Source organism: Nonomuraea sp. NBC_00507 (assembly GCF_036013525.1).
Lineage (GTDB): Bacteria > Actinomycetota > Actinomycetes > Streptosporangiales > Streptosporangiaceae > Nonomuraea.
The window spans coordinates 9,355,178-9,367,612 of record NZ_CP107853.1; the positions used below are offsets into that span (position 1 = coordinate 9,355,178).

Consider the following 12,435-nt stretch of genomic DNA (forward strand, 5'->3'; position numbering starts at 1 on the left):
CATGGCCCGCCGGGGATGGTTGTTCGCCAGGTTCGCGCTGTTCATCGGGCTGACCATGACGCTGATCGTGCTGATCAGCGTGCAGATCGAGCGGGTCGGCACCGGCGGCGGCTACCGGCTCGTCGCCACGTTCGACGACGTGTCCGGGCTGACCGAGGGCGACCAGGTCAAGATCGCCGGAGCGCCCGTCGGCCAGGTCTCCGGCATCAGAGTCGTCGACGGGCGCGCGGAAGTGACCTTGGAGGTGCAGGACGCGGTCACCGTGCCGGCCGACACCGAGGCCGCCATCCGCTGGCGCAACGCCGTCGGCCAGCGTGTCGTCTACCTGCTGCCCGGCACCGCCCCCGGCAAGCTGCCGCCCGGCGGCCGCATCGCCCGCACGTCGTCGGTGGTGGACATCGGCGAGCTGGTCAGCGACCTCGGCCCGCTGACCCGCAGCCTGGACCCCGAGCAGATCAACCAGCTGCTCACCGCCGCCGCCAAGGCACTCAAAGGCAACCAGCACAACATCCCGCGGCTGCTCGACAACGTCAACGCCATCACCACGACCGTCAACGAACGCAAGAAGACCATCGAGCAACTACTGGAGGACTACGCCACCGTGACCGGCGTGGTCGCGCGGCGGGACAAGCAGATCGAGCAGCTCATCGACAATCTGGTCGTGTTGTCGGACGCCTTCGCCGGCAACCGCAAGCTGATCGACGACTCGCTGGTGGAGCTGTCCACCACGATCCACACCCAGAACGAGGTGCTCGGCAAGAACGCCGGCGAGCTCGGCGCTCTGGTCGACAACCTGACCGGGCTGACCGGCGGCATCCGGCGGAACATCGGCAAGATCGACAAGGCGGTCGGCACGCTGCAGCCGTCGTTGGCGCGCGGCTACGCCACCGTCAACCGCGGCCACTACTTCATCACCGCGGTCCCCTGCCTGGCGCTGACGCCGGCGCCGTGCCCGTACGGGATGCAGACGCCGCCGCCCCTGCGCAACACCCGGGTGCAGAGCTCCCAGGACCTCCAGAAGCTCATGGTGGGTGGCTGATGGCGCTCAAGTCCTTCAGGGATCGCAACAAATACGCCGTCGGCCTGGTGTCGATGGCCACGCTCGCCGTCATCCTGGCCGCCACGTTCCTGGTCGGCAACCTCGGCCTGCTCGAGGGCGGCTACACGATGTCGGGCGTGTTCGCCGACTCCGGCGGCGTGCGCACCGGCAACGACGTGCGGGTCGCCGGGGTACGCGTCGGCGAGGTCACCGAGGTGCGCCCCGATTACGCGCAGGGCCAGGTGATCGTCACCTGGCGGGTCGACGACGGCGTGCGCCTCGGCCGCGGCACCCGCGCCGACATCGCCCTGTCGAACCTGCTCGGCGGCCGCTACGTCAAGCTCACCGGCGCCGTGTCGGCCCCGTACATGGACCAGCTGCCCGAGGCCCGGCGGCGCATCCCCATGGACCGCACCGGCGTGCCCACGCTGATCAACGACGCCATCAAGGACGCGACCCGCCTGGTCGAGCGCCTGGACACCGAGGCGGTGGACGACCTGCTCACCGAGCTCGGCAAGGTCGACCTCGCCAAACGCGGCCGCATCACCCGGCTGATGAAGAACATCGGCGACCTGTCGGACACGATCAGCAAGAGCGAGCCGCAGCTGCAGCGGCTGCTCGACCACGGCACCAAGATCATGGAACTGCTGGAGAAGAAGGACAAGCAGCTCGTCCGCCTCATCGACGGCATCGAGATCATGCTGAACGAGCTGCGCAAACGCAGGAACGAGCTCCGTGTCCTGCTCGGTGACGGCAGCGACCTGGTGCAGAGCACCACCCGGCTGATCAGCGAGCACGAGCGGTCGCTCATCCAGATCCTCGACGACAACGCGGCCATCACCACCCGGCTCAGCGAGGGCAACGAGCAGCTCAATTCGCTCCTGGCATGGGCGGGCCCGACGTTCTCCGGCCTGTCCACGATGGGCGGTCAGGGCCCGTGGCTCGAGGCCATAGCCACGGGCCTCGGCCCCATCAACCCGGAAGTGCTCACCGCCATCACCAAGGACAGGAGGAACGACCGATGAGGCGGCTGACAGCGGTGCTGGTCGCCTGGGTGTTCCTGGCGTCCGGGTGCTCCGTGCTGGGGGCGGAGCCGTACCGGCTGATGGCGATCTTCAGCAAGGCGCCCTCCCTGTACGAGGAGGCGCGGATCAAGGTGATGGGCCTCGACGCCGGGTACGTGGACAGCATCCGCATCGAGGGCGACAAGGTCCGGGTCGGGCTGCGGGTGGACCGGGACGTGCCGCTCCCGGCCGATGTCAAGGCGGTGGTCGCGCCGCAGAACACCCTGGGCGAGCGCAACGTCGTGCTCTATCCGCCGTGGAAGCCGGGAGATGCGAAGATCGCGCCCGGGACGACCATCCCGCTGGAGCGCACCGACCTGCCGGTGGAGATCGACGACGCGCTCGACGCGTTCACCAAGCTGACCGACGCGCTGGACGACGACAAGCTGGGCGATGTGGCCGGGGACCTGGCCGACGGGGTCAGGGGCCGCGGCAAGACGATCAACAACGCGATCGCCGACACCGCCGAGCTCACCGGCACCCTGGCCAAGCAGGACCAGCAGCTCATCGACCTGGCCAAAGGGCTGAACCGGCTGGCCACCACGCTCAACGAGCGCGAGAGCCAGGTGACCGGCGCGATCGACTCCTTCTCCGAGGCCAGCGCGATCCTGGCCGAGGAGCGGCGGCGGCTGCGCGGCTTCGTCACCGGCATGGCCGAGTTCGTCCGGCGCGGCGACGTGATCATCGAGCAGTACGCGGAACGGCTGCCGCAGGCCGCCGGGACGCTGGCCGAGCTGGTGCTGACGGTCCGGGCCAACAGCGCGTCCATGGCGCAGGCGGTCAAGGGCGCGGCCGACTTCGCCGACGTGATCATCGACGCCTGGGACAGGAAGCAGCACGTGCTGAAGATCCGCGTCGTGCTGAACGCGATGACGAGGGCGTGGCTGACGCCGCTGTTCGAGGCGCTGAACCTGGGGCGGGTGCCGTGCCTGCCCGGCCGGCTGAGCAACTGTCCCTTCGAGCGGCAAGGGAGGCGGCAGTGAGGGTCTTCGCCGCGGCGCTCGCACTGGCCGTCACCACGTCATGCTCGCTGCAGACGCTCGGCGCGACCACGGGCGACCTCACGCTGTACGCGGTCTTCGACGACGTGCAGAGCCTGGTGGCCGGGCACAGCGTGCAGATCGCGGACGTGCGGGTCGGCACGGTCACCGAGATCCGCCTGCAGGGCTACCGGGCCAAGGTGACGATGTCGGTCAAGTCGGAGCACCGGTTGCCCCAGGGCAGCACGGCGACCGTGGCCAAGACGTCGGTCCTGGGCGAGAACTACGTGCTGCTCACCCCGCCGAAGGGCAAGGACCTGTCCACGGGCCCGTACCTGGCGAACGGGGCCACGATCGCCGACACGTCGGTCGAGCCGGACATCGAGCAGGTCACCGCCAAGGCGGGGCCGCTCATCGAGGCGCTCGGCGCGCAGGACGTCAACGCCATCCTGGACGCCGCCTCGACCGCCTTCGCCGGGCAGGGCGACGACGTCAACAAGCTGATCAAGCAGACGGCCGAGGTCACCGACGCCTACTCCGCGGCCCGCGCCGACCTGGCCACCACCATCGACGCGCTGGCGAAGCTGGGCGACGACCTCGCGGCGGGCAGCGACGAGCTGGACCGGCTGCCGGGCACGCTCGCCGCGGCCACCTCGCGGCTCGCGCACGGGCGCAAGCACATCAAGAAGACCATCGTCGCGCTGACGAACCTGGCCAGGGAGGCCAACCTCACCGTGTACCCGCGGCACGCGGCGCGGCTGCGTACCCTGCTGCGCGAGCTTCAGACCATCTCGTCCTCCATCCAGCGGGGCAAGGAGGATCTGAAGGCGCTGGTGGCCAAGATCCAGACGTTCCTCGACGCGCCGCCGATCACGGCCAACGGCCAGGTGCTGATCTACGTCTGGCTGAAGGGTGTGCTGCTGCCTCAGAGGTCCGACGAGGGGCCGCGGCCGAACCTGGTCGAGGACTTCCGCCTGCTGCTGGAGCCGCCGCGATGAGAAACCGGATTTATCTGAACTTGGGGTTCTTCGCGGCGCTCGGGATCGTGATGACGATCTGGGCGTTCAGCACGATCATCCGGCTCGACGCGATCGAGCGGCCGTACCGGGTGTCGGCGGAGTTCCTCTCCTCCCCCGGTCTGGTGCGCGGCTTCGATGTGGCCTATCTGGGGGTACGCGTCGGCAAGATCGGCGATGTGGGGCTGGCCCCCGGCAGGATCGTCGTCGGCCTGGACATCGACAAGGAGATCCGGCTGCCGAAGGGCGTGACGGCCGAGGTGCGGCGCAAGTCCGCCATCGGGGAGCCGTACGTGGAGCTCTCACCGCCGGCCACCGGCGTCGCAGGGCCGTCACTCGCGGCCGGGGACACGATCCCGCTCACCAAGACGACCGTCCCGCTCGACTACAAGAAGTTGTTCGAGGGCGTCGGCAAGCTCCTGAACGCGGTGCCGCCCCGGGACGCCAAGACGATCACCCATGAGCTGGCGGTCGCGCTGGACGGCCGGGCGCCGGCGATCAGGAGCCTCATCGACGACGCCCACTCCCTGACCGACACCCTCGCCGACAACGCCGACGTCCTCGACGAGCTGTCGGTGCAGCTCACGCAGCTGACGCACACGCTGGCGGGCAAGAGGGAGCAGCTGGCGTCCGGGATCACGGACCTGAGCACGGTGACGGCGACGCTGCGCGCCTCACGTACCGACCTGAACACCATCCTCGACCAGGGGCCCGGGGTGTTCGCGCGGCTCGACGCGGCGGTCAGGACGTCCCGGCCCGGGTTCTCGTGCCTGCTGACGGCGGCGGGGCTGCCGCACCGGCCGGCGTTCTCGGCGCAGACCGGGCGGAACGTGCACCACCTGCTCAGCATCGTGCCGACCGCGCTGAGCCTGACCGACGACGTCAGCGACCGGCGCGACGGCACCGTCTACGCCAAGGCGGCGTTCGTGTTCAGCGTGCCGGGCGGGCCGACGCCTGCCGAGGAGTACGCGGGGGCGATCGGCCCGCCCAAGGTGCCCCGCCTGCGTGCGTGCCCCGATCGGCCGGCCGTGCCCGATCCCGCCGACGCCGACACCGATGCCGACGACGTCGCGGACCGGGGCACCGGCCCCCGTCAGGACGCCGCTGCATCCCCGGGGCCTGCGGCGAAGAAGACCAAGGAGCCCAAGGAAAGCGAGCGCGTCGCGAAGACGTCGCCCAGCGGCGTGGCCGCCACCGGTGCCGCGTCGTCCCGCACCACACCGAACCCCGTCCCGCTGATTGTCGCGATATTCCTTGCCGTTGTGGCATGTGGTGGCATCGTGGGCTGGACCGCGGCGGGCCGGGCCGCCCGCCGCCGTGAGGAGTCACCGTGACGCCCAAGCAGGACCTCGCCGACGCGCCCAGCACCGACGAGCCCCCCACCGCACCCGCCCCCGACGACGCCTCGACCACCACGGACGTCGCCCTTCCCAACGCCGCCGCCTCCACCGAAACGGACGCCGGTGTCCCCGACGCCGCCTCCACTGCCGACGATGCCACCGAGCAGGCGCCGGACGGGACGTCCGAGCAGCCCACGACGAGCGGCGCGCAGCCGGCGGCCCCCGGCACTCCCCCCAACGACGAGGACGGCCGCGGGAGGCGGGCCGGGCGGGTCACCCGTGCCCGCATCGTCGGGGCGCTGGCCGCCATGCTGGTGGCCGCCGTCGCGGCGACCGCCGTGCTGCAGTGGGTCGCCGCCGCTCAGGCCGATGACGCGCGGACCAAGCTGGAGGCCGAGCGGGCGCTGCGCCTGGAGGTGTCGGGCGCGGCGAGCGCGTTCAGCAAGGCCCTGCTCAGCTACGACTACCGGGATCTCCAGACCACGCGGGCGACCCTTACCGCGCAGGCCACCGGCGACTTCCTGACCACGTACGACACGGCGTTCGGCGGGGCGATGGCGCAGGTCATCGTGAAGCTCAAGGCCGTCTCGCAGGCCACCGTGCGCGAGGTGTACCTGGCTGACGTGGACGAGGCCACCGCGCACGCCATCGTCGTGGTCGACCAGCAGGTGAACACCTCCGAAGCGATCCGCTCAGTGAAGGATTCGCACCTTAAGATCGCTCTTGTGAAGGATAAAGGCACCTGGAAGGTCCACGACGTGACCGTGCTCGGCGCAGCCTCCGAGGATCAGTACACCCTCGACGGCGGCGACCAGAAGAAGAAGGACTGACCATCGGCCCCGTCGCGATGGGCGGCCACCCGGACGAGGTGCGCGCGCCCGAAACATGGCTCACCGACGTGGAGCGGGAGCGGGCGGACCAGTTCAGGTTCCCCCGGGACCGCGCCGGCTTCGTCGCCGCCCACCTCCTCGCCCGGATCTGCGCCGCTGCGGCGCTCGGCGCCGAACCCGCCGAGCTGACGCTGCTGCAGCACTGCGAGGTGCACGGCCCCGGGCACGGCAGGCCGTACCTCGAACAGGCCCCCGAGCTGGGCATCAGCCTCAGCCACACCCGCGGCTACGTGTGCGCCGCGGCCGGTCCCGGGAAGATCGGCGTGGACGCCGAGCAGGTGCCCGCGGGCCGGCTGGACGAGATGCTGGCCGAGCGCGTGCTCACTCCCCGCGAACGCGCGCTGGTCACCGGGAACGACGACCTGATCAAGCACTGGACGCGCAAAGAGGCGCTGATCAAACGCGGCGAGCTGTCGCTCGACCGGCTGGCCTCGGGCGGCGACGACCTGAACGGCCGGCATCTGCTGGAATGGCGCGCCGAGCCCGGCATCAGGGTGGCCGTCATCGCGGACGCCCCGGTCAGAAGGCTGCCCATCCCGCGGATAGGCTGACCGCATGTTCTACAAGAAATCGGTTGAGGAGCGGATCGCCGACCGCATGGCCAAGCGCCGGCCGCTCGAGGAGGGCAAGACCTTCGAGCACGGACCGGCCAAGTTCATCTTCGTCTCCTTCGCCGTGATCATCGTCGTCGTGCACTTCGTCGGGCTCGCGATCATCATGGAGTTCAGCTGAGCCCACGGCCAGGCCGGGGACGTGCGATAGATTGGAGATCATGAGCGCGCCTCGCTGGCTATCTCCCGCCGAACAGCGTGCCTGGCGCACGCATCTGGCGTTGCACAAGCTGCTCATGCACCGGCTCGACCGCGAGCTGCAGGAGCATTCCCTCTCGTTGAACGACTACGAGATCCTCGTCAACCTGTCCGAGAGCCAGGACCGGCGCATGCGCATGAGCGACCTGGCGGACGCCACGATCCAGTCACGCAGCCGCCTGTCGCACCAGATCTCCCGCATGGAGGCCAAGGGCCTGGTGACCAGGGAGGACTGCCGGGACGACCGGCGGGGCACCTTCGCGGTGCTGACCGACGAGGGCTGGGAGACGATCCAGCGGGTCGCGCCGGACCACGTGGCCGGCGTGCGCGAGCACTTCGTCGACCGGCTCACCGACGACCAGCTCAACGCGATCGAGGCGGCGTTCGCGCCGATCGTCGAGCATCTCAAGAAGCTGCGCTGACACCCAACCGATATCCACGACCCCGCACGGCGTTCCCAAGCGCTCGCTACGATCCGGGCATGCTCAGAAAGCTACTGATCGTGGCCGTTCTCGCGCTGGCGTCGGCGTGCTCGTCGGGCGGCGGCGGGGCCGAGTTGCCCGCCGGTCCCGACCTGATGAAGAAGGCCGCGGAGGCCATGAAGACGGTCAAGTCGGCCACCTTCTCGATCTCCACTGAGGGCAAGCCGAAGGTGCCGGTCAAGAAGGCCGACGGCCGGCTCACCGCCGCCGGTGACGCCGATGGCACGATCACGATCGACATCCTGGGCAACCTGCAGGAGGTCACCTTCGCCCTGGTCGGGGAGACCGTGCACTTCAAGGGCCCGACTGGCGGCTTCCAGAAGATGACCAGGCAGCAGCTGGCGCAGTTCTACGACCCGTCGGTCATCCTCGAGCCGACCAAGGGCATCGCGCAGCTGCTGTCCGCGGCCACGGACCCGAAGGTCGAGGCGGTGGAGGACGGCTCCTACCGGGTCGCCACGACGTTCCCCGGCCAGGTGGTCGGGCAGATCGTCCCGGGCGTCACGCAGGGCGTCAACGGCAAGGTCTGGGTCGACCAAGCCACCAGCAGGCTCACCAAGGCCAGCCTGCCGTTGCAGGACGGCACGGTGACGGTGTCGTTCAGCGACTACGACGCACCGGTCACGATCACGCCGCCCGCCGCGGGATGAGGGCCGCCCGCCGGGTCGCGCTCGGCGCCGGGGGCGCGGTGGTTCTCCTGGCCGCGCTCGACGCGTACGTGGTGGTGACCGTTCTCATCGACATCGCCAGGGATGTGGGTGTTCCGCTGAACCACCTGGAGCGGGCCACGCCGATCGTCACCGGGTTCCTGCTCGGGTACGTGGCGGCGATGCCGCTGCTCGGCCGCCTCTCCGACCGGTACGGGCGGCGGCCACTCATCCACGCCTGCCTGGCGGCGTTCGCTGTCGGATCGGTGCTGACGGCGCTGGCGGCGGGTGAGGTGATGGTGGTCGCGGGGCGTACCGTGCAGGGCGTGGCCGGCGGGGCGCTGCTGCCGATCACCATGGCGCTCATCGGCGACCTGTGGGACGAGCACGAGCGGCCTCTGGCGTTGGGGGCGGTGGGTGCGGCCCAGGAACTGGGGAGCGCGCTGGGGCCGCTGTACGGCGGGTTGGTGGCGCAGATTTCCAGCGTCATGCTGGTGGGAGTGGAGCTGGGTGGCTGGCACGCCATCTTCTGGATCAACGTGCCGCTGGCGGCGCTGGCGGCGGTGGCGGTCCAGCTCACGGTGCCAGGCCGCCCGGCAGCGCCGGCCGCGCCCGGCGCAACTGCCGCGCCGCCAAACCCAGCAGGGCCGGCCGCGCCCGGCGCAGCAGCCGCGCCGCCAAACCCGGCAGAGCCGGCCGCCCCCGGCGCAGCAGCCGCGCCGCTCGACCCGACCGGCGCGGCGCAACCGCCGGCCGGGCGGGTCGATGTCGTGGGCGGGGCGCTGCTGGCGGTGGCGCTCGCGCTCCTGGTCATCGGGCTCTACAACCCCGATCCGGCCACGGCCGTCCTGCCGCCGTGGGGTCTGCCGACGATCGCGGCGGGGGCGGTGGCGGCCGGGGTTTTCGTCTGGTGGGAGATCCGCTCCCCCGTACGCCTCCTCGACCTGTCCGGCACGCGCAAGGGACCGCTGCTGGCCACTCTCGGCGTGAGCTTCCTGGCGGGCGCGGCGCTCCTGGTCACCATGGTGTTCGTCCAGTTCACCGCCCAGACGCTGCTGGGCAAGGACGAGCTGGACGCGGCGCTCGTGCTGGCCAGGTTCCTGGCCGCGCTGACCGTCGGCGCCCTGCTCGGCGGGCTCCTGGCCAGGAAGCTCGGCGAGCGGGCCGTGGCGGTGGCGGGCATGGTGGTGGCGGCGGCCGGCTACTGGCTGATGAGCCGCTGGCCGCTCGACCTGGCCGGCGCGGGGCTCGTCGTGGACATCGACCTGGTCGTGGCCGGGCTGGGCCTCGGCGTGGTCATCGCGCCGGTGTCGTCCGCGGTGCTTCGGGTGAGCCCGGCGGCCCAGCACGGCGTGGCGTCGGCGGCGATCGTGGTGGCCAGGATGATGGGCATGCTGATCGGCATCGCGGCCGTGTCCGCGTGGGGGTTTTACCGGTTCCAGTCGCTGACCGCCCACCTGGATACGCCGCTCCCGTTCGGCGTGGAGGCGGCCACGTACCAGCGGCAACTGGCCGAGTACACCGCGAAGGTGCAGGCGGCGCTGCACACCGAGTACACCGAGATGTTCCTGGTCACGGCGGTCATCTGCCTGCTGGGTGCGGCCGTCGCGCTGCTGATGCCCCGCTCCGGGTGATCGCCAGAATCGCCATGTCGTCATCGCGCGGACCGCCGGTCCAGCGCTCGACGTCACGGACCAGAACCTGGATCACCTCGTCCGGGTTCCGGAACGGGCCCCGCCCGGCGAGCCGGCTCGCCGGGTCGTAGAAAGTGCCTGAACGGTCTCGGGCCTCCGTCACTCCATCGGTGACCAGCAGGAGCATGGCCCCGGCCGGGAACGACCATTCCCCGGGCTCTGCACGCGGCGCACCCAGGCCGCTCATGCCCAGGGGAAGACTGGGCTCGTCCGGATCCAGCGAGGACACCGTGTCGCCCTGGAGGAGATACGGCGAGGGGTGGCCACAGTTCAGCAGCCGCACCCGGTCCGCGCCGGCGGTGATCTCGCCGATCACCGCCGTGACGAACCCTTCCATCCGGAGGCTCTCCTCGCGCGACGAGGCCTCTCTGACCAGGGCACGCTCCATACGCTCTGCCAGCACCACAAGGTCGGGTGCCCGGTCTGCCGCCTCCCGGAACGCGCCCAGCAGGACGGACACGATGCCGACCGCGCCCAGGCCTTTGCCCCGCACATCCGCGATCAGCAGCCTGGCGCCGTACGGCGTGTCCTGCACGGCGTACGCGTCTCCGCCGATCAAGGTCTCGATCTGCGCGGTCTTGTAGACGGCGGCGATCGCCAGCGGGCCGATGCCTGCCGGCGGAGCGGGCAGCACGGCCCGCTGGGCGGCCTCCGCGACGGAACGCACCGCTTCCAGCCGGCGCCCATGGCGAGCGACCACGCTGTTCACCCCGAGGCCGACGAGCGCGGTGAACACCGCGTTGATCAGTGAGAAGGTGCCGGCGGCATGACCGAAGTAACCGTCCTTGATCAACAGTGCCAGCTCGACCAGGACAAGGGCCGCTCCGGCCGCGATCGTGTGCCGGAGCGAGAGCAGGGCTCCGGCCAGCACGACCGCGGCGCCCAGCTGGTAGTCGCCCCAATAGTCGCGCGGAGACAGAATATTCAGGATGGTGCCGATGACGATCAGGGCTGCCGGTATGAACCAGACGTACCGGGGCCACCTGAAGGAGGGTGGGTCCATCCGCGCCCCGATCCCACATCCGAGGTGGAACACCACGTGAATTCCTCTGGGGTTCGCCGCACGCATTTCCCCAGATCCTGGCTTTGATCCTTTCTAGTGGATGTCGAATTCCGTGTCGAGGCGACACTCGGGTGAGGCCTAGGGCGAGAGCCGGTGCAGGTCACGAGGGAAGGCGGTGGTCTGGCGGATGTTGGTCGCGCCCGTCAGCCGCGCCGTCCACCGCTCCAGCCCCAGCGCGAACCCGCCGTGCGGCGGCATCCCGTACCGGAACGCCTGCAAATACCCCTCGTACGGCTCCACCGGCTCCCCGCGCTCGCTCAGCGCCGTCAGGTAGTCCTCGTACCGGTGCAGCCGCTGCCCGCCCGTCACCAGTTCCAGCCCTCGGAACAGTAGGTCGAACCCGTTGGAGTAGCCGGGCCGCGCCGGGTCGGGGTGGGTGTAGAAGGGCCGCTTGGCCATCGGATAGCCGGTCACGAAGAGGAAGTCCGACCCGTGCTCCCGCACCGCCCACTCCGACAGCCACCGTTCCTGCGCCGGCGCCAGGTCGGGCTCGTCCGACGAGGTCAGCCGCTGGGCCTCGGTGAAGTGGATGGCCGGGATCTCGGCGGGCACGGCAGGCAACGCGATCGCGAGCGACGAGACGGCGGAGGCGGCGCGGCGGCGTACCGACTCCAGCATGCCCGCCACCGTCTCCCGCAGCACCGCCATGACATCCCGATGGTCGGCGACGAAGCCCAGCTCGGCATCCAGGCTCGTGTACTGGGCCAGGTGGCGTACGGTGTCGTGCGGCTCGGCCCGGAAGACCGGCCCGACCTCGTACACCCGCTCGAACACCCCGACCATCGTCTGCTTGTAGAACTGCGGCGACTGCGCGAGGTAGGCGGGCCGCCCGAAGTAGTCGATGCCGAAGACGTTCGCGCCCGACTCGGTGGCCGAGGCCACGATCTTCGGGGTGTGGATCTCGGTGAAGCCGAGCCGATCGAGCGCCTCACGGAACCCGGCCACGCTCGCGGCCGAGATCTCCAGCGGCGCCCGCAGCAGCGGGTGCCGCAGCGCGACCGGCGCGTGGTCCAGGATGGTCGGCAGGGCCGCGGGCACCACCGGCCGGTAGAGGTCGAACGGCGGCGGCGCGCCCGGCTCGGCCAGCACCTCGACGTCCGGCTTGACCAGCTCGACGCCTCCCGGCGCCTGCGAACTCGCGGTCACGGTGCCGGTGACGTGGACGACGCTCTCCTCGCCCGGCAGGTCGCCGCCGGAGACCACCTGCGCCAGGCCGGTACGGTCCCTGACGACGAGGAAGGACACGGATTTCAGCTGCCGGCGGCGATGGACCCAGCCGGCGATCGTCACTCGTTGACCCACGTGCTCGGCGAGCTCCGCGGTCATGATACGAGAGATCATTACAGCTCCTCGGAAAAGGATGTGCATGATCCCTTGGAAGTGCGGGGGAGAAGGGTTGCTCCCGGTGCCA

Annotated in this window: 13 protein-coding genes; 11 read left to right on the forward strand and 2 right to left on the reverse strand. The window is 70.5% G+C overall.

All coding sequences use genetic code 11. The annotated features are described in order from the left end of the window. Window position 1 precedes the first annotated feature (1 nt). The 11 genes from OHA25_RS45130 to OHA25_RS45180 are packed head-to-tail and all read left to right on the forward strand — an operon-like array spanning window position 2 to window position 9,901. Window positions 2-1,039, forward strand: coding sequence for an MCE family protein (locus OHA25_RS45130; RefSeq protein WP_327583036.1), 1,038 nt, complete (start codon window positions 2-4; stop codon window positions 1,037-1,039). After that, complete coding sequence (locus tag OHA25_RS45135; protein WP_327583037.1) at window positions 1,039-2,064, forward strand: MlaD family protein; 1,026 nt, start codon at window positions 1,039-1,041, stop codon at window positions 2,062-2,064. Before OHA25_RS45130 ends, OHA25_RS45135 begins: the two co-directional genes overlap by 1 nt. Then, on the forward strand, window positions 2,061-3,086 hold the full coding sequence (locus OHA25_RS45140) for an MCE family protein (protein ID WP_305922123.1): 1,026 nt from the start codon (window positions 2,061-2,063) through the stop codon (window positions 3,084-3,086). The genes OHA25_RS45135 and OHA25_RS45140 overlap by 4 nt, the downstream gene beginning before the upstream one ends. Next, window positions 3,083-4,081 (forward strand): MCE family protein, encoded by a 999-nt coding sequence (locus OHA25_RS45145; RefSeq protein WP_327583038.1) that lies wholly within the window; start codon window positions 3,083-3,085, stop codon window positions 4,079-4,081. The genes OHA25_RS45140 and OHA25_RS45145 overlap by 4 nt, the downstream gene beginning before the upstream one ends. After that, window positions 4,078-5,433 carry an MlaD family protein gene (locus OHA25_RS45150; protein WP_327583039.1) on the forward strand — a complete coding sequence of 452 codons (1,356 nt, stop codon included), beginning with the start codon at window positions 4,078-4,080 and terminating at the stop codon, window positions 5,431-5,433. Before OHA25_RS45145 ends, OHA25_RS45150 begins: the two co-directional genes overlap by 4 nt. After that, window positions 5,430-6,269 carry a hypothetical protein gene (locus OHA25_RS45155; protein WP_327583040.1) on the forward strand — a complete coding sequence of 280 codons (840 nt, stop codon included), beginning with the start codon at window positions 5,430-5,432 and terminating at the stop codon, window positions 6,267-6,269. The genes OHA25_RS45150 and OHA25_RS45155 overlap by 4 nt, the downstream gene beginning before the upstream one ends. A 17-nt stretch (window positions 6,270-6,286) precedes the next feature. Beyond that, on the forward strand, window positions 6,287-6,880 hold the full coding sequence (locus OHA25_RS45160; protein WP_327583041.1) for a 4'-phosphopantetheinyl transferase family protein: 594 nt from the start codon (window positions 6,287-6,289) through the stop codon (window positions 6,878-6,880). Between the two features lie 4 nt (window positions 6,881-6,884). Beyond that, window positions 6,885-7,061: a hypothetical protein gene (locus OHA25_RS45165; protein WP_305922118.1), complete on the forward strand. Its 177-nt coding sequence runs from the start codon at window positions 6,885-6,887 to the stop codon at window positions 7,059-7,061. A gap of 40 nt (window positions 7,062-7,101) precedes the next feature. Then, a complete protein-coding gene (locus OHA25_RS45170) occupies window positions 7,102-7,560 on the forward strand; it encodes a MarR family winged helix-turn-helix transcriptional regulator (RefSeq protein WP_327583042.1) in 459 nt (152 codons plus the stop codon). Between the two features lie 59 nt (window positions 7,561-7,619). Beyond that, window positions 7,620-8,270: an LppX_LprAFG lipoprotein gene (locus OHA25_RS45175; protein ID WP_305922116.1), complete on the forward strand. Its 651-nt coding sequence runs from the start codon at window positions 7,620-7,622 to the stop codon at window positions 8,268-8,270. Beyond that, the gene (locus OHA25_RS45180) at window positions 8,267-9,901 is read left to right on the forward strand and encodes an MFS transporter (protein WP_327583043.1); all 1,635 of its coding nucleotides are present in this window, start codon (window positions 8,267-8,269) and stop codon (window positions 9,899-9,901) included. Before OHA25_RS45175 ends, OHA25_RS45180 begins: the two co-directional genes overlap by 4 nt. Here OHA25_RS45180 and OHA25_RS45185 read toward each other — a convergent pair. Together OHA25_RS45185 and aspS are read right to left on the reverse strand one after the other, a co-directional pair. Beyond that, the gene (locus OHA25_RS45185) at window positions 9,849-10,964 is read right to left on the reverse strand and encodes a PP2C family protein-serine/threonine phosphatase (RefSeq protein WP_327583044.1); all 1,116 of its coding nucleotides are present in this window, start codon (window positions 10,962-10,964) and stop codon (window positions 9,849-9,851) included. The two genes, OHA25_RS45180 and OHA25_RS45185, sit on opposite strands and share 53 nt — an antisense overlap. 138 nt (window positions 10,965-11,102) lie before the next feature. Beyond that, window positions 11,103-12,365 carry an aspartate--tRNA(Asn) ligase gene (aspS, locus tag OHA25_RS45190; RefSeq protein ID WP_327583045.1) on the reverse strand — a complete coding sequence of 421 codons (1,263 nt, stop codon included), beginning with the start codon at window positions 12,363-12,365 and terminating at the stop codon, window positions 11,103-11,105. Between the last annotated feature and the right edge of the window lie 70 nt (window positions 12,366-12,435).

What these genes read in the sequence shown, in the direction of transcription:
- OHA25_RS45130 (WP_327583036.1), top strand. Translation starts at nt 2, where the DNA reads ATGGCCCGCCGGGGATGGTTGTTCGCCAGGTTCGCGCTGTTCATCGGG.
- OHA25_RS45135 (WP_327583037.1), top strand. Translation starts at nt 1,039, where the DNA reads ATGGCGCTCAAGTCCTTCAGGGATCGCAACAAATACGCCGTCGGCCTG.
- OHA25_RS45140 (WP_305922123.1), top strand. Translation starts at nt 2,061, where the DNA reads ATGAGGCGGCTGACAGCGGTGCTGGTCGCCTGGGTGTTCCTGGCGTCC.
- OHA25_RS45150 (WP_327583039.1), top strand. Translation starts at nt 4,078, where the DNA reads ATGAGAAACCGGATTTATCTGAACTTGGGGTTCTTCGCGGCGCTCGGG.
- OHA25_RS45160 (WP_327583041.1), top strand. Translation starts at nt 6,287, where the DNA reads ATGGGCGGCCACCCGGACGAGGTGCGCGCGCCCGAAACATGGCTCACC.
- OHA25_RS45165 (WP_305922118.1), top strand. Translation starts at nt 6,885, where the DNA reads ATGTTCTACAAGAAATCGGTTGAGGAGCGGATCGCCGACCGCATGGCC.
- OHA25_RS45170 (WP_327583042.1), top strand. Translation starts at nt 7,102, where the DNA reads ATGAGCGCGCCTCGCTGGCTATCTCCCGCCGAACAGCGTGCCTGGCGC.
- OHA25_RS45175 (WP_305922116.1), top strand. Translation starts at nt 7,620, where the DNA reads ATGCTCAGAAAGCTACTGATCGTGGCCGTTCTCGCGCTGGCGTCGGCG.
- OHA25_RS45180 (WP_327583043.1), top strand. Translation starts at nt 8,267, where the DNA reads ATGAGGGCCGCCCGCCGGGTCGCGCTCGGCGCCGGGGGCGCGGTGGTT.
- OHA25_RS45185 (WP_327583044.1), bottom strand. Translation starts at nt 10,964, where the DNA reads ATGGACCCACCCTCCTTCAGGTGGCCCCGGTACGTCTGGTTCATACCG.
- aspS (WP_327583045.1), bottom strand. Translation starts at nt 12,365, where the DNA reads ATGATCTCTCGTATCATGACCGCGGAGCTCGCCGAGCACGTGGGTCAA.